Raw genomic sequence first — 19570 nt, forward strand, 5'->3', positions numbered from 1 at the left:
AGAGCGAGAAGCTATGACGCCGGTATTCCGCGCGACGAACGATAGGACCTTTGCTGAAACGCTCATTCGTCGCAACATGACGGCTTACTACGAACGGTTGGGATGGCACTGGGATACCCAACTGTTCGCTAAGCAGTGGGGCGAGATGGACAGCATCGAACTCTGCGTGAACACCTCGCGCGTCGGGCTGCTGTGTCTTTATCGCGACGACACTGCTTACGACATTCGCGAATTGCAGATCGATCCTCCATGGCAGCGGCGAGGGTTAGGTACGGCGGCCATCCATTACGTCGAGGATCTCGCTCGGCAGGCCGACGTCGCCTCACTGCGTCTGCGCGTGTTTCGTATCAACCCTGCCCGCCATCTCTATCAGCGCCTGGGGTTTCGAGTGTGTCGAACCGACGGCGATGTCATCACCATGCAGCGAACACTGCGTTAAATCACCTTCTCCCGGCGGTCATGCCCGAGTCCTGACTGCTGCCCGCGATGGACGCCTGCTGGGCAACATCCGCCCTGCCAGGGCAAGTGCTTTTCGTGACATGAATTTAATTCATTTTTATTTGAGCCGATATCGCTTTTCATTCATCTGCGTGGTCTGGCATAAAGGGCGCATTCGCTTCGATGGATGTTGCTTGTTCACTGGCAGCGCCGTCGCCAATCTCGACCAACAGGGTGCCTGTTCGCGATGAGCTACGACTTTACCTTCGACATCAAGAGCGTCCGGTTCGACGAAAACTACCGTCCTGCCGAGAGCACGCGTACCACGACCAACTTCGCTAACCTCGCCAGGGGGGAGCGCTGCCGGGAAAACCTGCGTAACGCGCTGACCATGATCGGCAATCGCTTCAATACCCTGGCCCATTGGGATAACCCCAAGGCAGACCGCTACGCCGTTGAGCTGGAGATCATTACCGGTGAGCTGAGCGTGGCGGCTGAAGGCACTACCTTCCCGGCGATCGAGATGTTGAAGACGACCATCATCGATCGGCATCTCGACAAACGCATCGAGGGCATGACGGGGAACAACTTCTCCTCCTACGTCCGCGACTACGACTTCAGCGTGTGGCTCTCGGAGCACAACAAGGAGCGGTCGGAATTTGGTATTCCGGAGGGGTTTGGCGATCTTCACGGCAAGCTGTTCAAGCGTTTCGTCGACTCCGAGGCGTATCGATCCGTTGCCAGCAAGGCGCCGGTGATCTGTCTCAGCGTTTCCAGCAACAAGGTGTATCGCCAGACGGAAAATCGCCACCCGGTGCTGGGCGTCGAATACGTGAACGACACATCGTCACTTACGGATTTCTATTTCGCCAAGATGGGCCTGCAGGTGCGTTACTTCATGCCGCCCCATAGCGTGGCACCGCTGGCGTTCTACTTTTCCGGCGATCTGCTGGCCGATTACAGCGATCTCGAACTGATCAGCGCCATCAGCACCATGGAGACGTTCCAGAAGATCTATCGTCCAGAAATTTACAACGCTAACTCGGCGGCAGGTAAGGTCTATCAGCCGCATCTGACCCATCAGGACTACTCGTTGACCCGTATCGAGTACGACCGCGAAGAGCGTAGCCAGTTAGCCGTCGAGCAGGGCAAGTTTGCCGAGCGCTATTTCATCGAACCTTTTCGTCACGTGCTCGAGCGCTGGTCGGCCGATGTCGCCCTTTGATTCACTGTTTACCAAGGATATCGTTATGAAGACATTGCTGCCCACATCGACGGCCGGAAGCCTGCCCAAGCCCGCTTGGCTGGCCGAGCCCGAAAAACTCTGGTCGGACTGGAAGCTGCAGGGCGAGGAGCTGACCCAAGGCAAGCAGGATGCACTGCGGGTATCGCTGCACGATCAGCGCTTGGCGGGTATCGACATCGTCAGCGACGGTGAGCAGACTCGCCAGCACTTCGTTACCACCTTCATCGAGCACTTGAACGGCGTCGATTTCGAACAGCGCGAGATCGTCAAGATCCGCGACCGCTACGACGCCAGCGTGCCTTCGGTGGTTGGCCCCGTGGCGCGTGAGAAGCCGGTCTTCGTCGAGGATGCCAAGTTCCTGCGCCAGCAGACCGACCAGCCGATCAAGTGGGCGCTGCCCGGGCCCATGACCATGGTCGATACGCTCTATGATGGCCACTACAAGAGCCGCGAAAAGCTTGCCTGGGAGTTCGCCAAGATCCTCAACCAGGAAGCCCGTGATCTGGCAGCGGCGGGCGTGGACATCATTCAGTTCGATGAGCCCGCCTTCAACGTTTTCTTCGATGAGGTGAACGACTGGGGTATCGCCGCCCTGGAGAAAGCTATCGAAGGGGTCGAGTGCGAGACCGCCGTGCATATCTGCTACGGCTACGGCATCAAGGCCAACACCGATTGGAAGAAGACCCTCGGGTCGGAGTGGCGCCAGTACGAAGAGATCTTCCCCAAACTTCAGGCGTCGAACATCGACATCGTTTCGCTGGAGTGCCAGAACTCCCACGTGCCGATGGAGCTGATCGAGCTGATTCGCGGCAAGAAGGTGATGGTCGGGGCCATCGACGTGGCCACCCACGCCATCGAGACGCCGGAAGAGGTCGCCGACACGCTGCGCAAGGCGCTGCAGTTCGTCGATGCCGACAAGCTCTACCCCTGCACCAACTGCGGTATGACGCCCCTGCCTCGTGAAGTCGCCCAGGGTAAGCTGCAGGCGCTGAGCGCTGGCGCAGCGATCGTGCGGCAGGAGATTTCTCGATAGTCGGCTTGGCCATTAGGCGGGTGATGACCCCCATGCATTGGGACACAGAGAGTGATACAGGCTGACTAGCATTTCCGCTTGGGTATCCTCGTTCCAGCGCTGGGCGTAGATGCGGCCTCGCTGGGCGAGGCGTGTGCGAAGGGCGTCATCGTCGAGCAGCCGGTTGATCTGTTCGGCGAAGTGGCTACGGTGTTCTTCGGCAATTAGGCAGCCCTCGTCCTGCTGTAGAACATCCTGGGTGCCCATGATGGCGGTCGAGACGACGGGGGTGCCCAGCGCCAAAGCTTCCAGTAACACCAAGCCTTGAGTTTCGGTACGCGAGGCAAACACGAAGACGTCGGCTGCTCGATATGCGTCCTGTAGCGCGCCATCGCGTGGCAGGTAGCCTAGGAAGTGAACGGAATTTAAAAGCCCCGCGTATTCGGCCTGCTGCTTGAGCGATGCCAAGGCAGGGCCCTCGCCCACGACCGCCAAGTGGGTCTCTGGGTGGTGCCGATGCACTTCGGGCAGCATATCGATCAAAAAACCGATGTTCTTCTCGTGTGCCGCACGCCCCACGAAGAGCAGTAGTCGACCGTGCTTCGGAAGTCCGTGGCGCTCACGAAAGTGGGCGCCCACGGTTTGCGTGGTAAAGCGGGTAAGCGATAAACCCGTGGCGATGGTGGCGACGGACGTACGAACGCCATAGGCATTCAGTGCGGCAGCCATGGCCGATGACGGCGCCACGACGGTCGCGAGTTGCTGGCACTGGTGTACCGAAAAGCGCCTAGCGGCAAAACGCAGGCAGCGGCGGGGTAGCCACGGCACGTAGTGGTGCAAATACTCTTCGAACAGCGTGTGGTAGGTGCCGATCACAGGGATCCCAAGCCGTTTGCTCAGTGCCACGCCCGCGTAGTGGGCTACGAAGGGCGTGTGGATATGAATTAGGTCAAATTCGTTGGCTTGCAGTCTCGTCGCCAGCGCCATGATGGCGCGGTAGCGCATCATGCGGTCTTCCGGGTCGCCGAGCACCCCGCGCGAGTCGATGCGCCAAATCTGAGGCCCCGCCTCGTCGTGGTCGGTGTAGCGAGGGCAAATGAGGTTCACCTGATGTCCCTGGCGTTCCAGCGCCCCCCGAAAGCTTTCGATCGACGTCGACACGCCGTTCACCCGAGGGAAATAGACGTCGGAAAGCATTAAAATCTTCATCATGAACGACTTAACGGCTAGGGTGGCTGCCAGTATGGCAACGCGCCGTGACACCGCCATGACAGCCGTGGTGGTGTCGACTTCTTTTCATCATGATGGATATGACATGCGACGTATTTTTGTGCTGCCCACGTCCTGGGCGGGCTGGGGGCTTTTCATTGCCTTTATGATGCTGGTGCTAGCAGGCACATGGCCGGTGATCGGCCTGGTCAATCGGGCCACGCTGGTAATGGGGCTGCCGCTGATGGTGGTGTGGAGCTATGTGATCATCCTCTCCTGCGTAGCGGTCATGCTGGTGGGCAATCGCATTGTAGAGCGAGACGACCATGAATAGTGCCTGGCCGTTAGTGATCACGCTGTTATACGTGGCCACCGCCATGTTGATCGGCCTTCGCGCACGGGCGGGGCGCTCTATGAATACGCTAGAAGAGTGGGGCGTGGCTGGGCGCAGTATGGGGCCAGTGACCCTCTACTTACTGATCGCGGCGGGCAGTGTGAGTGCTTACACCTTCATGGGCGCACCGGGCTGGGCCTACTCCAAGGGCGTGGCGGTATTTTATGTGGCGGTTTATTTGGCCTATTTAGCGCTGGTGGCGTGGTACTTCGGGCCGAAGGTGTGGCAGTTCGGCGAGCAGTTTGGCCATGTGACCCAAGCAAGCGCCATTGCCGACCGTTATCAAAGCCCTGCGCTAGGGGCGCTCTCCGCGCTGGTGATGGCGGTGGGCTCGGTGGCCTACGCAGTGCTACAAACCATTGGTTCCGCTTATATCCTGTTTGTTATGAGCGGCGGGTTGTTACCCGTTTGGCTAGGCGTGCTGTTGGTGCTGACTTGTATAGCCGTGTATCTCTACGCCAGCGGGCAGCGGGCGATAGGCCGCACTAACGCGTTCCAGGGTGTGCTGATGCTGGCGGTGGCCTGGGCGGTAGGCCTGTGGGCCGTACACAGCGCCACCGGCGGGCTGAGTGTTGCCGGGGTGTTCGAACGTATCGCTGCCGAGCACCCTGAGTTTTTGACCCTACCCGGCGCAGGTGGCGATATGAGTGTTAGCTTCTGGACCACTTCGATCATCGTGTCGATGCTGTCGTTCATGCCCCCAGTGTGGACGCAGTGGATGAGCGCCTCCTCCGCACGTACCCTGCGTCGTAGCGCAACGTGGCTGCCTACCTATTACGTGGTGATTCTGCCCATGGTGGTGGTGGGGTTCATCGGTATTTTCTCTCTGCCGGAGTTGGCGCGGGCAGATATCGTGGTGCTGGAATACGCCACGCAGCACTTGCCCGTGGTGCTGGTGGGGCTGCTGGGCGCGGGCACCCTGGCAGCCTCCATGTCCTCCAGCGAGCCATTCATTCACTCGGTTTCTCTCTCGGTGAGCAAAGACGTGCTGCAGCCGCTTTTGAAGCTCTCGGAGGGTGTCACCGCCCAGTTGGCGCGGCTTTTGATTCTACCCATCATGTTCTTGCTGATTGCGCCGTTGGCGATTGCCGAGCCGGGTAGCCTAGTAATGATTCTGCTGGTAGGGCTTGGTTTTGCGTCGCAGGTGTTGCCTGCGTTCATTGGTATGTTCTTTTGGCCTCGCGCCTCTAGGTTGGGCGTCATGGCGGGCATTCTGGGCGGTTTCGTTGTGACGGTGGCATTCACCACGCTATGGCGACACCCGCTCGGCATTCATGCCGGTTTTTGGGGGCTCATGGTCAATTTGCCGCTGTTCGTGCTGGTGTCGCTGGTGACGCCTGCTACGTGTGAAGAGGTGGTCGAGCGTTTCTTTCGCATTTCAGCCCCTCGCGGACTGACGCGTTTGGGCAGACGGGTGTCTTAATCTGTTAACGTCCATCGTCTACGCTTATCTCAGAGCGTTTTAATGCACTGACAAAGGCACTGCAATGAGCCATGCATTGACTGGACATAACCGCCCTCAACAGGTCATCGAGGCCATTCAACAGGCGAATGCGTCGCTGAGCGCGGCGCATCGGCAGGCGAAATACGCCAAAATGGCAGCCTCTCCTTATCGTTTCTTTCGCGGTTCCAACCATCTGTATTGGCAGGATGTTTGGCACGACTGGCGCTTCGCGCTGTTCGGCGGCTGGCCCAATACTCAAACATGGCTACAAGGCGATGCCCATGCCTACAACTTTGGCGCTTACGGCCATCACGATGACCAAGTACGCTACGGCATGGATGACTTCGATGATGCGCTCATTGGGGATTATCAGTACGACGTGTGGCGGCTAGCTATCAGTCTCGTGTTGGATGCCTGTGAGAACGCTGAGTTAAGCTCCAAAGCGGTGGATAAAGCGCTCAAAAAATTGCTGGAAGGCTACATGGAGACGCTGAGTGCGTACCGTGATGAAGAGCGGCCGATTTATGCGGTAACACTCGACAGCGCGAAAGACCCGCTCAAATCCTTTATGGGTAAAGTAGCCGATAAACAAAGCCGGGCGCGCATGCTGGAGAAGTGGACGACTCTTGACCCCGACAAAGGACGTCACTTTGCCGAGCGCCCCGGCAAGCTCGCCAATCTGCCTGCCGATGTAGCAAGCCAGCTACGCCGCATCATCGAGCAGGAGTACCAGCAAACGCTGCAGCACCCCATCAAGGAGAGCGACCCGCAGCACTTCTTCGTCAAAGACACCGCACGGCGTTTGGATGCCGGCACCGGGTCGCTGGGCGTCGAGCGATACTATGTGCTGATCGAAGGCGGTGCGGATCACGAGCACGACGATGTGATCCTAGACATTAAAGAGCAGATCACGCCAGAAGCCTACCGCCTGATGGACAAAGCGCAGCAGCAGGCGTGGCGCAAGCTATTTCCCAATGAAGGCATTCGCCATGCCGCGGCGTTCCATGCCATTGCCGAACACCCGGATGCCTACCTTGGCTGGTTGACCATGAACGGCAAGGTGTTTTCGGTACGCGAGCGATCACCGTTCAAAAAAGACTATCCCACCCATAAGCTTTCTAGCGGTAAAGCCTACCGCAAGCTGGCACGGCAGTGGGGTGAGATTCTGGCCCGGGAACACCTGCGCGGCGCGCAGGCGCTTAACCGAGGCAAAGCCGCACCGTTTGCCAACGCGGTATGCCAGCGATTAGAAGGGCGTGAGGAGCAGTTTATTGGCGTGGTCGCAACGCTTGCTAAGGCCTATGCCGACTGTGTTACTCAAGACTACCAAGTGTTCATGGAGCATTTTCAAGCCAACGACACGGCATCATAGGTTGAGTAGTGCCGTGCCAGTGGCTTAATACTTAACGCGTTAGCTGCTACTGGCACCACCGACGATGCCACTTCTCAAGCCGCTTTCCTGACCGGAGCGGCTTTTTAAATGATGAGACACGGTGTCTTCTGGGGAGCCTGCCATTTCACGGAACATGCCCATGGAGCCCAGCAGAGCCGAAGATTCGTAAGGCACGAAGACTCGCTCGCCGTCTTTCGCCATCGTGGGCAACACTTTGATATAGCTTTGGCCAAGCAGGTAACCTACCACCGTGCGCTTGTTCTCTTCGCTATCGCCAATAGCGCTCAGCACCAGCTTGATGGACTCCTGCTCACCCTGGGCGCGCAGAATGGCAGACTCTTTATCGCCCTGGGCATTCAAGATGGCGGATTCACGCTGGCCTTGGGCCATGGCAATGGCGGCCGATTTTTCACCCTCGGCTTCGGTCACGGTGGCGCGACGCTTCCGCTCGGCTGCCATCTGCAGGCGCATGGCCGACTCGACCTCTTCCGGCATGGCGATATCCTGCACTTCCACACGGGAGATCTTGACGCCCCACTTGGAGGCGGGCTCTTCCATCGCCGCCTGAATCTCGTTGTTGACCTCCGCGCGGGACTCGAACAGTTTATCCAACTCCATCTTACCCACCACCGAGCGGAGCGTGGTTTTCGCCAATACCTCGACGGCTTGGCTCATGTTCTCGACTTCATAGACCGCCCGCTTGGGATCGATGATCTGGTAATACAGCGCGCCGTTGATGCGCACGGTGACGTTGTCCGTGGTCACCACGGGTTGGCCGGGGAAATCCATCACTGTCTCGCGGCGGTCGATGCGGGTCTCATCGGTGGTGATGGCCGTGTACTCCTCGCCCATTTTGCGATAGCGCAGCATAGTGATGGCGCGGGGCTGTTCGATGAACGGAATGATGATGTTGATACCGCTCTCCAGCACGCGGTGAAAAGAGCCGAGACGCTCGATCACCATCACTTCCGATTGGCGAACGATCACCAAGCCTTTCGAAATGATCAAAATGCCGATGACGACGATGATCAGGCTAATCAGTAGGCCGGGGCTTATCGGTAAATCCATTTTAAGACTCCTGAGTGGGGGCACGTGAATGATCATCCGTGACGAATGACGTTAAATTCACCAGCGCGGTCGTGCCTTCAAAGCGTCTGAACACGACCTGAGTGCCTTCGGGCAGCTCGGTTTGGCCACTTTCGAGCACACGTAAACGGTAAAAATCGCCGTTTACTTTAATGCCGGTGGCCTGATCATACTCTCGTAAAAGCGTGGTATAGCGGTTGCCTTTTTCGACGCCGGTCCCGGTGGTGCCGTAGGCAACCCCTTTGGGGGAGAAGCGTGGCCGAATCACCATCACGCTCACCGGCACCATCACGCCCGCAAAGATGCCCATGCTGAGCAACTGCCAGGGCAGCGATAGCCCCAATGCCGTGACGGCGGCGGTCAGCGCCGCCGCGATGCCGAGCGCCAACAGCACCATGGCGCCCGAGGTCAGTTCGGCAAGACTCAACAGCAAGGCGAGCACCAGCCAGCTGTAAGCAGGGTTCCAATCCATATTGACTCCATGAATGACGAAAAAGATTGTTTAACAGAGTAACGCACTTAGCCCATATTGACCTGTGGGCTGCCTATAGGTTTTACACTTCGTTCGGCTTTATTGGTAAGTGTTAATGGTTGTGACACGCGATCACGCGTTCCTTCATCAGGAGAAGTCTATGTTTCGTTATGTTGCACTTCGGGCGGTGTCTGCAAAGCCACGTGTGATGCCGGTACTGAGCCTTTGTTTGCTGTCAGGCTTTTTAATCTCCTCGAATAGCTATGCGCACCATCACACAGAAGAGGGGCATGGCGGCCATCAGCAGCATGGGGGAGAGCACAGCGCTACCCATAGCGACAACCCTGCTGTTATCGCTTATCGAGCCGCAAATGATCGCATGCACAACGATATGAATATGGCGTTTACCGGCCAACCCGACGTGGACTTTGCGCAGGGCATGATTCCACACCATGAGGGCGCTATCGCCATGGCAGAAATTGTGCTGGCGCACGGCGAAGATGACGAAATTCGTCAACTGGCCGAGGACATTATTGCCGCCCAAGAGAGTGAAATTGCTTTCTTGAAAGCGTGGTTGGCTAGGCAAGGGTATTAACGCAAGCATTGAGTAGGGTGAGCTAAAGAATTAATTGTTTGACTCTGTAATAATGCGCGATTCATTATTTAAAGAGGTATGTTGCCTCGATACTCCCGCTCTTTTGTGAGTCCAAGCGGGAGTTGCATGTCTTTTTGTGAGATAGTCTCTCAGCTTTATTTTTTCTTAGCTGCTTTTTCCTAACTTTTCAGTGCCTAAGAGCCACCTCCATTGTTAACTTCGTGTCAGCTGATTTTTTAGTTCGCTACTATTATTGCTGACTTTTTGGGTAAACCCAGTAAGAAATAATCCGGTCTTCTTCATAATCATAATTTAACTTCATCTCATAGGTTCTATGAAATCTATTAGGTGACCAAATTCGTGCCTCATTAGAATATTCACATGTCAAGGTTTGTCTAGACTGGTAAAATTCTTTACATTCTTTTGGATGCATTTTTCTCCAGCTAACTCGAAGATTGTTGGCCATCCAGTTAAGCTGTGTTATTTTATCTTCGATCCACTCTCTTGGGTTAATACTCGTCTGGCTAGCTTCTGAATAAGATGGCCACGCTCCATCGAAATCCATTTGATAAGACTGATCGCTTTCATTGGTTTTGTTTTCTCTCACATATTTTTTACGGTATATCTCTCTATTGTGAGATGAAAGCAAGTACAATGTTGCTTGCTCATGATCTTGATTCTTAATAGCTTCAATGAAGTTGGTCATTGTAGGGTGAGGGGGAGGCCCTTTTGGTTGCATGTATAAAAATATTGATACTGAAAACGTCGCTACTATTGAAAATATAATGATCTTGAGTTTCATTTTAAAAAAGCTCGCCGGTTGAACGCCAACCGAGAAATAGTTGGCGTAAAATTTTATTAAGATATTAAGATGAGTAGAGCTCAGACCTAAACAGCCGCAATTCGGCCTCTACAAATCTTTTTCTTGCTTCTTCATTTTCACAGTTGATTGTGCTGCAGAATTGTTCATCTAGACTATACTGTGAAATTGTATCGCTAGCTTCTAACGAAATATTTTTAGCCGCTTCAATATTGCTGTTTCTATGATACGCTTTGGCAACTTCCAGTTGCACGATAGCTATGCTTAGCGAATTTTGTAAACTGGGAATAACTTCGTTAGCTTCTTCAATGTTTCCTTGTCTAGCCAGCGATATCCCATGGCTTTCCAAACGGTGGTTGCGAATTTCAGGTGTGGGTATTGCATCAATGATAATACGCTGTATTTGAATTTCAGAAAGCTCATCTGATGCCCTGTCTTCGAGCGCTAATGCTTCTGATATTATATCCTCGGCAGTCAAGTCAGATGAAAGGATTGAGTTTTCGAGAAGCTCTTCACCTTTTTTGGTAGCTGCATAGCGTGTACGAAGTCTTTCTATTTTGTGTTTCGCTTGACTATAGATTGTAAGCTTTTCGATGATAGAAGTGTTGTTTTCTAACGCATCGATTGCTTCAATATCTTTCATTAAGGACTCATGTAGGCTGTTTGCTTCACGCTCTTCCTTTGAACATCCTGCCAAAAGTATTGTGATAATAATTAGGGTAATGAGTTTTATCCAAAAATTCATTTTCTTCTCATCCTTGATGATGTTTTTGCTGTGATTTTGAAGTGTTAAAGAATAGGTCTTTATCTTCTTGGTTAAATTCATTTCGCATGCTTTTTGAGGTGTTTATGCTGTTGGTTTTTAAGTAAAAATTAGATAGGAGCTCCCTTGTGGTTTGCCAGGCAATACTTGCGTTCAGCCAAAGAATCATTTTTAATTTTTTTCAGCTGCACTTGCATGAGAGATAACTTTTTTCATTGTTGGAGACCTACAGCCAATACCTTGCTATTTAGCAGCTTGCGTCTCGTCATCCAGCGCCCAGGCGAGCGGCGCCATGAGCGCTGTCAGCGTTAGCCCTGCTAACTCTGCCCGCCAGCCAGAGCGTTGTATTAACGGCATCAGGGTCCAAACTTCTCTGGAAAGTAAGAGAGGGGCGGTTCGAGGTTGAGCCATTCATCCATTATGCGTTCTCCTTCCTCGCGCTGTTCTGGGGGGATTTGTTCACCAAAACGCTGAGTGGTCGCTATTGAGTATGTGTTTGGCACTTCTTCTTGGATTGCCAGCATCATTGCCCATCCTTGGGCTGGATCTGGCTTTGGTGCAGAGTTACATAAGTTCCGCCCCTCTTCATCAGGCACAATATGGCAAGCCACTATCCATCGGCGGCCATTTATATGTCCTGCTTCAGAAGCCTTTGTTATCCACTCCCAAGCTTCATCGTTGCGTCCTAAATTGGTCAGAATAGCAGCTAAATTATTCATTGCTGGTGCATAACCCGCCTCTGCCGCTTGGCGGAACCATGGTTCTGCGGCTTCTAAGCGCTCCACGTCGTTGGCGTAACTCTCTTCATCGTTACGGGCGATTTTACCGAGTAAGTTCATGGATTCCACATGGCCTGCCTCAGCGGCGCGCAGTAACCACTCCATGGCCTTTTCTTCATCGGGCTCTTCGACGTAGAAGTAGATGTCGTACAGGACGGACATCGCCTCAGGGTCACCCGCTTCGGCTTTGGGCAGGGTAAGCTCCAGTGCCGCCTGAGGCCAGTCGTCACCGTTGTCTGGGCAGACATCGCCTAGTTCACAGGCACCGCCATCGAACAAGCGAAGCATGGCGTAGGGTTCACCGTGTTGAGCTGCTTGGTAGTACCAGTCCAAGGCGGCTTGGTTCATGCCACCCATCACCAAACGGCGGTTCGCTTCGCCCAGGTAATACATCGCCTCTGCATCACCAGCCACTGCTGCTTGTTCTAAATAAGATATAGCTGTTTGTGGTCTACTGATACCATATAGCCGCATGCCTTCATCCTTGGCAGCTTGCGTCTCGTCATCCAGTGCCCAGGCGTGCGGAAACATGAACGTTGTCAGCGTTAGTCCGGCGAATATCACGGAGCGTTGAATTAACCGCATCAGGGGCCAAACTTTTCTGGGAAATAAGAGAGAGGCGGTTCGAGGTTCAGCCACTCATCCATCATGCGCTCTCCTTCCTCGCGCTGTTCTGGGGTGACGCTTTCCCGATAAACACGCAGTGATCGTTCTGAAGAAGTGCCGGGGACCTCTTCATGTATAGCAAGGAAAATCGCCCAGCCTTTTGCTGGCTCTGGGGCGGTAGCAGAATTACATAGAGTCAACTCTTCCCAATCAGGTGCAATGTTACAGGCAGCCAACCAGGTTCGTCCGTAAATATGTCCTGCATCGGAAGCTTTGTTGACCCATTCCCATGATTCCTCGGGCTGGCCTAGGTGGTTTAATACAGATGAGAGGTTATGCATGGCAGGTGCATAGCCCGCCTCTGCGGCTTGGCGGAACCATGGCTCTGCCGCTTCCAAGCGCTCAGTGTCGTTGGCATAACTATCTTCATCGTTACGGGCAATTTTGCCGAGTAAGTTCATTGATTCCACATGGCCTGCCTCGGCGGCGCGCAGTAACCACTCCATGGCTTTTTCTTCGTCGGGCTCTTCGACGTAGAAGTAGATGTCATACAGGACGGACATCGCCTCAGGATCACCCGCCTCGGCCTTGGGTAAGGTCAGTTCCAGCGCCGCCTGTGGCCAGTCATCACCGTTTTCGGGGCAGACATCGCCTAATTCACAGGCGCCGCCATCGAACAGGCGCAGCATGGCATAAGGTTCACCGTGTTGGGCAGCTTGGTAGTACCAGTCCAAGGCGGCCTGAGATAGCCCACGGCTAAGTAGTCTATTAGCCTCGCCTAGGTAATACATTGCCTCTACGTCACCACTGGCTGCGGCTATTTCTAGTGGAGGTTGCATCTTTTCCCACTGATGAATACCCCATAGCCGCATGCCTTCATCCTTGGCAGCTTGCGCCTCGTCATTCGGAGCCCAGGCGTGGGACAGAAAGGACGTTAGCGTTAAACCGGCTAACATTGTCAGGGTAATTGATCGCATGATGTCATTCCTTTCATAGCCATCTTATTAACTGGCACAGATGTCAGTCCCTAGGCCAGCAACGTACCTGCGATAATCAATCTTTGAACCAGGAACATCAGGATTATCAGTGCCTGATATCCGTTCCATAAAACGATCCAAGGCCAGCTTATGGTTATGATAAGCGGTGTCTGGATAATTATGGGGCGGTTGACCGTTGGCGGTCATTCTGACCACTGCTTTGGTAAACAGGTATTGTGAAGGGGTGGGGTCTTCGCGGCTGAAGCGGCAAAGCGGGCCGTAAACGCTCATGGTGACGCCTTCCACTATCCAGCCCAAGCAGTTGGCAATGGCCATCTGCTGAAAATCCAGTGCTTCCTGAGAACTAAAGCGTTGGATTCTTCCGGCACTCCTGCCCCTGCCGGGCTCTTCTACTTCAAATGCCCTTGGCTCACTAACGAGTAGATATAGCAGTGCTCCGAGCCCTTCTGGGGTTAATTGCTGCACCCAGTCACGCATTTTGTCTTGTCTTGGGTCATTAACAATTACATATGCAATCGGCCCCGCATTTTGGCCACCCGTCATGGCGTTGTAGAGCCGTTCAATACCGGCTTGTCCTCGTGCGGCCAGTAGACCGACGTTCAGCAGGGTCGTGGTAGCGAGGTAGCCCAGCCAGCTCATGCTTTCGTAAGCCTCTTCGTCGATCCACTCGGGCTTCACGTAGTTGTTGTCCACCATGGCGCGATGGAGCATGGCGAGCCACAGGTCCAGGCTATCGACATCCAGCTCTACCGAGAGCCCACCCCCTGCGCCTTTACCAATGACGACACGTGCGGCCATGCGCAACACGAACTTACCGTTCTGCATGCCCAGCGCGAAACCGAGTGTCCCCCCCAAGCCTGCGGCAAGCTCCACCGCCAGGGTGGCAGTACCCAGACTGCGCCACCCAGTGAGTGACTGATTGGGATTGGCCATACTCATGTCGGAGAGCGCTGCGCGACCGGGGAGGAGGCGTTCCAGGTTCGCGGGGGGCTCCCAGCTCAGCGAGCAACGGGTTTCGACGCCCAGCTTAGCCCCCGCGAAGGCTTCGATGGTCGCGCCCTCGGCTTCCCGTTTTGCCCAGTCAATCCCAGTAATACTGAGCCCGTCTTCGCCAAGCGAAAAGCCTGTCTCAGTGGCCAGTGCCAAGCTGGCCCCGGCAAAGCCTTTAGCTACGGCATCCACGACGACTACATAGCGGCCCAGTTCACGCTGCTCGTTCACTTCATTCAAGGTGGCAACGACTTGCTGGGCCTGCTCTTCTCGGGGTAGCACCAGACGCCCCAAAGGCAGCTCTCCCCGTGCCAGGCTGAAGGTACCCTTGGCCTCCCAGCGGTAGGCCACCGAGGCTGCCGTCTTGTTCGGGTCGCTCTCATCTAGCTGCCATTGTCCATTAGAAGGCTTTTTAATGGCTAGCTCATCGCGCCGTGTTGTAGAAAGCCCATTGCTGCCCCCGCTGCTCATTTCAAGATCAGCGTCGAAAAAGGTGAGTGTGGGTTGCTGGGCGACCACTTCCCATGGCGTATCGCGTTCGTCGTCACTACGTGGTTCGTTAAGGTCGAATCGGGCCATGCCGACCAGTCGCATCATTTGTGCCTGAGCGCTGGCATCAAACAGGCGTAGCTGTTCCCGCCCTGGCCCCGTAAAGAGCACTTTCTGCAAGGCGGCTCCCCAGCGTTCCTTGCTGTCGCCGTTTAGAGAGGTGATGTCATGCCCTTGTTCCTCCAGGTAGGCGAAAAAACGCTCAGGCTGGAAGAATCCCAATGGGTCATCGTGCCACTCACCTCGGTGCTCGATGGGTTCACACCCACGCCCGCGTAGCCACTGCGAAAGCGCCGTTTCCAGTGACTCCCATAGCTGAGCGGGCAGCACGCCATCCGCGCTCATCGCCGCGTCTAGCCGTTGCCGCTCGATGGGCGTCATGGCGGGCATCAACTGGTACAGGCTGAGGTGGCTAAGCGATTGATCCGCCTGAGGAGAGCTGAACTCTCTCAAGGGGAAGTCGCGACGCACCAGCAGTTCGATCTGACGCTTCTGATAACCCATGGCATGACGGTCATCTTCGATATCGGTGTGCCAAATCAATACGCGGTTGGGCTCCATTTTTTTAATGGCAGCATCCGCTTGCTGGAATAGATCACCTAATTCTTCCTGAATACTTTCATAGAGCTGCCGTTCCTGCTCGAACAAAAAGATAGGCAGCTTGGCTTGGCCTGCCGTACCGCTTTCCCACTCGCTGAGTTTTTCCTCGACCGCACGGTGCAGCTCAACGCTTTGCTTCAGAGTGCGGCAGTAGGTATCGAAGGCGCTGACGCCGTCTTCTAATGGTGGAGCGCCATCCTCCGTGAACGATAGGGCCAGTTCAGGCGTGGCAATGCCCAGGGAAGCGAGCGTCAAGATGCTATTGAGGTAGTCGGTGTATTTGCTTTCTTGATGCTCTGACAACTGCTGTACGTAGCCCACGAAACGGCACGCCTGCGCAGCCTCGTCAGGGGGCATGGATTCACATAAGCGGATGAAGGTTTGATACTCGGCGAGCACCTCTTGCAGTGAAAAAGGCGTAGCTTCTCCTTCGCTGCCTGGGTTGAAATGGTATTCACGCTGCGCCGCCGCTCGGCACGTGCGGTAGGTTTCCAATGCTTCTGCAATCTCGGCTTCCCAAGGGCCGTAATAGCGCTCGCCTTCTACGCTGTAGCCCGCTTCCTGCGCGCGTTGCAAACCTGCTTGATAAAGGTCACGTAGTTCACTTTCCAGCCGCACCGCTTCGGCATTGGTCAGGTGGCGCGCCAATTGATTCAGTAGTGCTGGCGTGGTCAACTGCCAAAGGCTTTCCAGAAAAGAGCGTTGATGTGCGATCTGTTCCTCAAGTGTGGCTTCGTCATCGGTCGTGATGTCTATCAACTGCTCGAAACAAGATTGGTAACGCGCTCGCTCGCTCTCGTCGAGAAAATTTTCGGCTCTCGTCGGTAACAGGCACTCCATCAGGCCCGCTTCATCATTGAGCAGGCGAAGTCGCTCGAATGCGTCCTCTTCCTGGGTCCACGCTTTCAGTTGCTCGGCGGCCTCCAGCAGTATGTCTGAGACCTCTTCTGTCAGCAGCCAAAACGTATGGGTGCCGGGTAGATACAAAATATCGGCCCAGCACTGCTCCTGACAGACATGCGTTGCGTTTTCACCAGCGCTTTCACCATCAGATTCGGGTGGTTCGAACACATTCACCACCACAGGGTTCAAATGGCGCTCTTGGGTTTGCTCGGCACTCATAACAGGCGCTCCAACTGCTGTACTTTTTGGCGTGTAGGAAGGTGGGAGTGGAGAATGTCGTCTAACTGCTCATGCCGCCTATCGCTTTCATCCGTCATCAGCGGTAGCAGTCGTTTCAAATGATCAGAGCGGCTGATGCCTGCGCTCACCAGGGTGTTCATGCGAGCCAGCCATACAGCGGGTAAAGAGGTGAGTGGCGTCTCTGTCATGCGGCTCAGCCACCACGCTTGCTGGCTCTCCTTCAGGGCGGTTTCCATATCGCTCGTCAGTGACCAGGTGGGGGTGGCAGGCTCTTCGGATGTGCCCGGCTGCCAGAGGAGCCATTGGCTCTGTGGCGTGGGCGTGGCCACCTGGCCCAGGAGTAACGAGCACTGGGCGTAACAAGTTGGGGGTGCGCTGGCCAGCAACGCACTCCAAACGGAGGGCTGCTGAAGGTTGATGAGCGATTTGCCCCCCTGCGGGTCATCCAGCACAAATAACGTCTGAAGGTAGTTGGCGAGACTAAGTAGTGTCTGGTCAGGGGCAGGCTGGCACACCCATCCCAGGCGCTGGTGGCAGAGGGTTTGGGCATGCCGCCAAGCGGCACTGCCCACGCTGAGTTCTAGCAGCCAAGGGCTGGCGTCCAGCAACGGCGATAAAGCGGTGCCTGCAAATAGGCTCGTAAAATCGCGCTTGCCCTCGCAGGCCAGCAGAGTTCGACTTTGTTCGGGAGCACGCCGTTGATCGAGCACCATATAGGCGGTCTGGCCCGCAGTGAGGTTGCCTGTCAGCGTTTGGGCGTGGCGGGTACGTTCCGCCAGTTGGCTCAACCAGCGAGACATGGGCAATCCTCACGACTGCACTGGGTGTCGTTGATCTTGCCGCATAGCGGCATGATGGCTGCTTCGCTGAGCTGGTAATCCTTTAGCTTGGGCAGCGAGGTAGGTGGTATGGCTTCATGCACTTCCGCCACCGCCCGCCCCGGCAATAGCGGGCCTTCCACTGCCTGCCCGGAGCCGTTGCCAGGGCTGCCGCCTGCGTTGACCCGCACCTTCGGGCCGACCATCGTCACGCCGCCGCCGTCCAGCTTGAGAAAACTGCCCCCGGCGTTCAGGGTGAGTTCGTTACCGGCTTCCAGCACCACCTTGTGGCCTGCCTTGATGTGCAGTTCTCGGCCACTTTCACTGAGCCAGGCCTGCCCGGCCTTGATGTGCAGCGTGCCGTCTATGGTGAGGTGCTGCTGGCCCTCGGTGTGCTCGAAGCGGTTGCCGTGCACCGTGTGATGGTCGTCATTACCAATCTCGCTGATGCGGTCGTTCTGAACTTTCAAGAAGCTGTCGTGGCGGATTTCTTCGGTGCGGTCGTTAAGGGTGAGCAGCTCCAGGTCTTTCTGGGCGTGGAGCCAGATTTGCTCTTCACCCGCTTCGTCTTCGAAGCGCAGCTCGTTGAAGCCGTCGGCCTTGTGGCTCTGGGTGCGTAGTACCGTGCGGGTCTTGTGCTCCGGCAGCGGGTACGGGGCGGTGTTCACCGCGTGGTAGGTGCGCCCGGTGACCAGCGGTTGGTCCGGGTCGCCCTCTAAAAACGACACGATCACTTCGTGGCCAATACGCGGAATGGCGATGCTGCCGTACCCGCCCCCAGCCCAGCCCTGGGCCACGCGTACCCAGCAGCTGGCGGTGTCGTTGGGTTCGGCGTAGCGGTCCCAGGGGAACTGGACCTTGACCCGGCCGTGCTCGTCGCAGTGGATCTCTTCACCTTCTGGGCCCACCACGAAGGCGACTTGCGGGCCATCGACACGAGGTTTGGGGTTGGGTGTGGCGCGCCAGGGGGTATCGCCAGGGATTAGCGTGACGTGGTTGTAATAGCGGGTCATGCCGTTGGCATCCCCTTGCGTAACCCCATCCTCTTCCAGCGCTTGGGGTTGCTCACCGACGTGATGGACGTCAATGGCCTGCCAGTCGCGGTTGAGGCTGTCAGTATCGTGATCTGTCAGTGTGAAACGCAGGCCGGGAGCGAGTTCGGGGAGGTCGCTTTCGGCACTGGCGACGATCGCCTCGCGACGCAGCTGTTCTAAGCGAATGCGGGCAAACGGTTTACCTGAGGCGTCCTGTTTATAGCGGCCAGGATAGTCGTAGTGTTCGTAATCGACTTGCTGCCCATGGTTTTCTACATCGCGACCCAGGTGTTCATGTCGTTGTGCGTAAGCAGGCTTTTTAAAACTGTAGTCTTTTAGCGTGGCGGTGGCCGCGGCAACTCTTGCCGTGTGGCTGAGTTTGCGAACATGGCGGTTGGGGGCCGTTCCACCAGCGCGGTTGTGGTAACTGCGTGCGCCCAGGTTAGTGAGCACCTGCGGATCATCGGCAAACACCAGACGGTGAGCGCTCTCCTCGAATTCGTGGAAGTAGAAGAGCCCCTCTTCGGCGGCTAGACGTTCAATGAATGCCAGGTCGGTCTCGCGATACTGCACGCAGTACTCGCGCTCCGGCAGTTCGCGGTTCACGGCAAAAGCTACGTCGGTAATGCCCCGCTCGTCGCACAGGGTATTGATGATGGTCAGCGGGTCGACCTTTTGGAAGATGCGCGAGTTGTGGCGCAGCGAGAGTCGCCATAGAGCGGGGCGTAGTACCAGCGAGTAAAACGTGCGGCGGTGGCCGCGGTCGCCCCGGCCAAACTCGCTGATGATGCCGTGTACCCGGCGCAGTGGCTCGCCATCCTGCCAAATCGTGAGGCTGGCCTCGCGGTCGAGTAACTCGGCGGCATCGAGGCTGCCGTCGCGGCTGGCCAGGTTCAGCGTTAGCTCGAAGGGTTGGGAGAGGGCTTCACGGTGGGTGAAGTCGATCACGGCCACGTCGTCAACGCCGGGTAGCGTCACGGTAAAGTGCAGTCCGGTGCTGAGTGCCATGCCCCCTCCTGGGAAGTTTCAATGCTCATGAGTACAAATGAGAAACGCTCAGGTTAATCATCAGAATCGATACTGCAACCCGCCAAGGCGACAAAGCGGCAATGTCTTACAAGCCGTGTCGGCAATCTCTTACAAAATGCGCGTTGATTGATTAAAAAATGAGCAGATATGGC

General features: G+C 55.9%; 17 protein-coding genes. 7 read left to right on the top strand and 10 right to left on the bottom strand.

The features are described from left to right. Nucleotides 1-13 precede the first annotated feature (13 nt). The 3 genes from FHJ80_RS08740 to FHJ80_RS08750 all read left to right on the top strand — a co-directional run bounded on the left by FHJ80_RS08740 (nucleotide 14) and on the right by FHJ80_RS08750 (nucleotide 2717). Complete coding sequence (locus tag FHJ80_RS08740) at nucleotides 14-439, top strand: N-acetyltransferase (protein WP_139526618.1); 426 nt, start codon at nucleotides 14-16, stop codon at nucleotides 437-439. Between the two features lie 246 nt (nucleotides 440-685). Further along, nucleotides 686-1663: a DUF1852 domain-containing protein gene (locus FHJ80_RS08745; RefSeq protein WP_139526619.1), complete on the top strand. Its 978-nt coding sequence runs from the start codon at nucleotides 686-688 to the stop codon at nucleotides 1661-1663. A 25-nt stretch (nucleotides 1664-1688) separates the two neighbouring features. Continuing rightward, a complete protein-coding gene (locus tag FHJ80_RS08750; protein ID WP_139526620.1) occupies nucleotides 1689-2717 on the top strand; it encodes a methionine synthase in 1029 nt (342 codons plus the stop codon). Nucleotides 2718-2729: 12 nt separating this feature from the next. On the opposite strand, the gene FHJ80_RS08755 is transcribed toward FHJ80_RS08750, so the two are convergent. Then, nucleotides 2730-3908, bottom strand: a complete 1179-nt coding sequence (locus FHJ80_RS08755) for a glycosyltransferase (protein ID WP_255303898.1) — start codon at nucleotides 3906-3908, stop codon at nucleotides 2730-2732. 103 nt (nucleotides 3909-4011) lie between these two features. On the opposite strand from FHJ80_RS08755, the gene FHJ80_RS08760 reads away from it, so the two are divergent. The 3 genes from FHJ80_RS08760 (at nucleotide 4012) to FHJ80_RS08770 (ending at nucleotide 7115) form a co-directional block, all read left to right on the top strand. Beyond that, nucleotides 4012-4239, top strand: coding sequence for a hypothetical protein (locus FHJ80_RS08760; protein WP_139526622.1), 228 nt, complete (start codon nucleotides 4012-4014; stop codon nucleotides 4237-4239). Then, nucleotides 4232-5722 (top strand): sodium:solute symporter, encoded by a 1491-nt coding sequence (locus FHJ80_RS08765; RefSeq protein WP_139526624.1) that lies wholly within the window; start codon nucleotides 4232-4234, stop codon nucleotides 5720-5722. The genes FHJ80_RS08760 and FHJ80_RS08765 overlap by 8 nt, the downstream gene beginning before the upstream one ends. 64 nt (nucleotides 5723-5786) lie before the next feature. Beyond that, a complete protein-coding gene (locus tag FHJ80_RS08770) occupies nucleotides 5787-7115 on the top strand; it encodes a DUF2252 domain-containing protein (protein ID WP_139526626.1) in 1329 nt (442 codons plus the stop codon). A gap of 39 nt (nucleotides 7116-7154) precedes the next feature. Here the strand turns inward: FHJ80_RS08770 and FHJ80_RS08775 are convergent, their stop codons facing one another. After that, nucleotides 7155-8204 carry an SPFH domain-containing protein gene (locus tag FHJ80_RS08775; RefSeq protein ID WP_044629248.1) on the bottom strand — a complete coding sequence of 350 codons (1050 nt, stop codon included), beginning with the start codon at nucleotides 8202-8204 and terminating at the stop codon, nucleotides 7155-7157. Between the two features lies 1 nt (nucleotide 8205). Then, a complete protein-coding gene (locus FHJ80_RS08780) occupies nucleotides 8206-8694 on the bottom strand; it encodes an NfeD family protein (RefSeq protein ID WP_139526627.1) in 489 nt (162 codons plus the stop codon). A 160-nt stretch (nucleotides 8695-8854) separates the two neighbouring features. Here FHJ80_RS08780 and FHJ80_RS08785 point away from each other — a divergent pair, with 160 nt between their 5' ends. After that, nucleotides 8855-9289, top strand: a complete 435-nt coding sequence (locus FHJ80_RS08785) for a DUF305 domain-containing protein (protein WP_255303899.1) — start codon at nucleotides 8855-8857, stop codon at nucleotides 9287-9289. A 250-nt stretch (nucleotides 9290-9539) separates the two neighbouring features. Here the strand turns inward: FHJ80_RS08785 and FHJ80_RS08790 are convergent, their stop codons facing one another. The 7 genes from FHJ80_RS08790 to FHJ80_RS08820 all read right to left on the bottom strand — a co-directional run bounded on the left by FHJ80_RS08790 (nucleotide 9540) and on the right by FHJ80_RS08820 (nucleotide 19397). Continuing rightward, the gene (locus tag FHJ80_RS08790) at nucleotides 9540-10091 is read right to left on the bottom strand and encodes a hypothetical protein (protein ID WP_139526629.1); all 552 of its coding nucleotides are present in this window, start codon (nucleotides 10089-10091) and stop codon (nucleotides 9540-9542) included. Nucleotides 10092-10155: 64 nt separating this feature from the next. Continuing rightward, complete coding sequence (locus FHJ80_RS08795) at nucleotides 10156-10935, bottom strand: hypothetical protein (RefSeq protein ID WP_139526631.1); 780 nt, start codon at nucleotides 10933-10935, stop codon at nucleotides 10156-10158. A 293-nt stretch (nucleotides 10936-11228) separates the two neighbouring features. Next, nucleotides 11229-12236 (bottom strand): tetratricopeptide repeat protein, encoded by a 1008-nt coding sequence (locus FHJ80_RS08800; protein WP_255303900.1) that lies wholly within the window; start codon nucleotides 12234-12236, stop codon nucleotides 11229-11231. Continuing rightward, a complete protein-coding gene (locus FHJ80_RS08805) occupies nucleotides 12236-13234 on the bottom strand; it encodes a tetratricopeptide repeat protein (protein ID WP_218013973.1) in 999 nt (332 codons plus the stop codon). The genes FHJ80_RS08800 and FHJ80_RS08805 overlap by 1 nt, the downstream gene beginning before the upstream one ends. 27 nt (nucleotides 13235-13261) lie before the next feature. Further along, complete coding sequence (locus tag FHJ80_RS08810) at nucleotides 13262-16516, bottom strand: hypothetical protein (RefSeq protein WP_139526633.1); 3255 nt, start codon at nucleotides 16514-16516, stop codon at nucleotides 13262-13264. Further along, nucleotides 16513-17337: a DUF4123 domain-containing protein gene (locus FHJ80_RS08815; RefSeq protein ID WP_139526635.1), complete on the bottom strand. Its 825-nt coding sequence runs from the start codon at nucleotides 17335-17337 to the stop codon at nucleotides 16513-16515. Before FHJ80_RS08815 ends, FHJ80_RS08810 begins: the two co-directional genes overlap by 4 nt. Beyond that, nucleotides 17322-19397 (bottom strand): type VI secretion system Vgr family protein, encoded by a 2076-nt coding sequence (locus FHJ80_RS08820; protein WP_139526637.1) that lies wholly within the window; start codon nucleotides 19395-19397, stop codon nucleotides 17322-17324. The genes FHJ80_RS08815 and FHJ80_RS08820 overlap by 16 nt, the downstream gene beginning before the upstream one ends. Nucleotides 19398-19570: the final 173 nt, after the last annotated feature.

Origin of the sequence: Halomonas sp. BL6 (genome assembly GCF_006228115.1) — a bacterium.
GTDB lineage: Bacteria > Pseudomonadota > Gammaproteobacteria > Pseudomonadales > Halomonadaceae > Vreelandella > Vreelandella piezotolerans.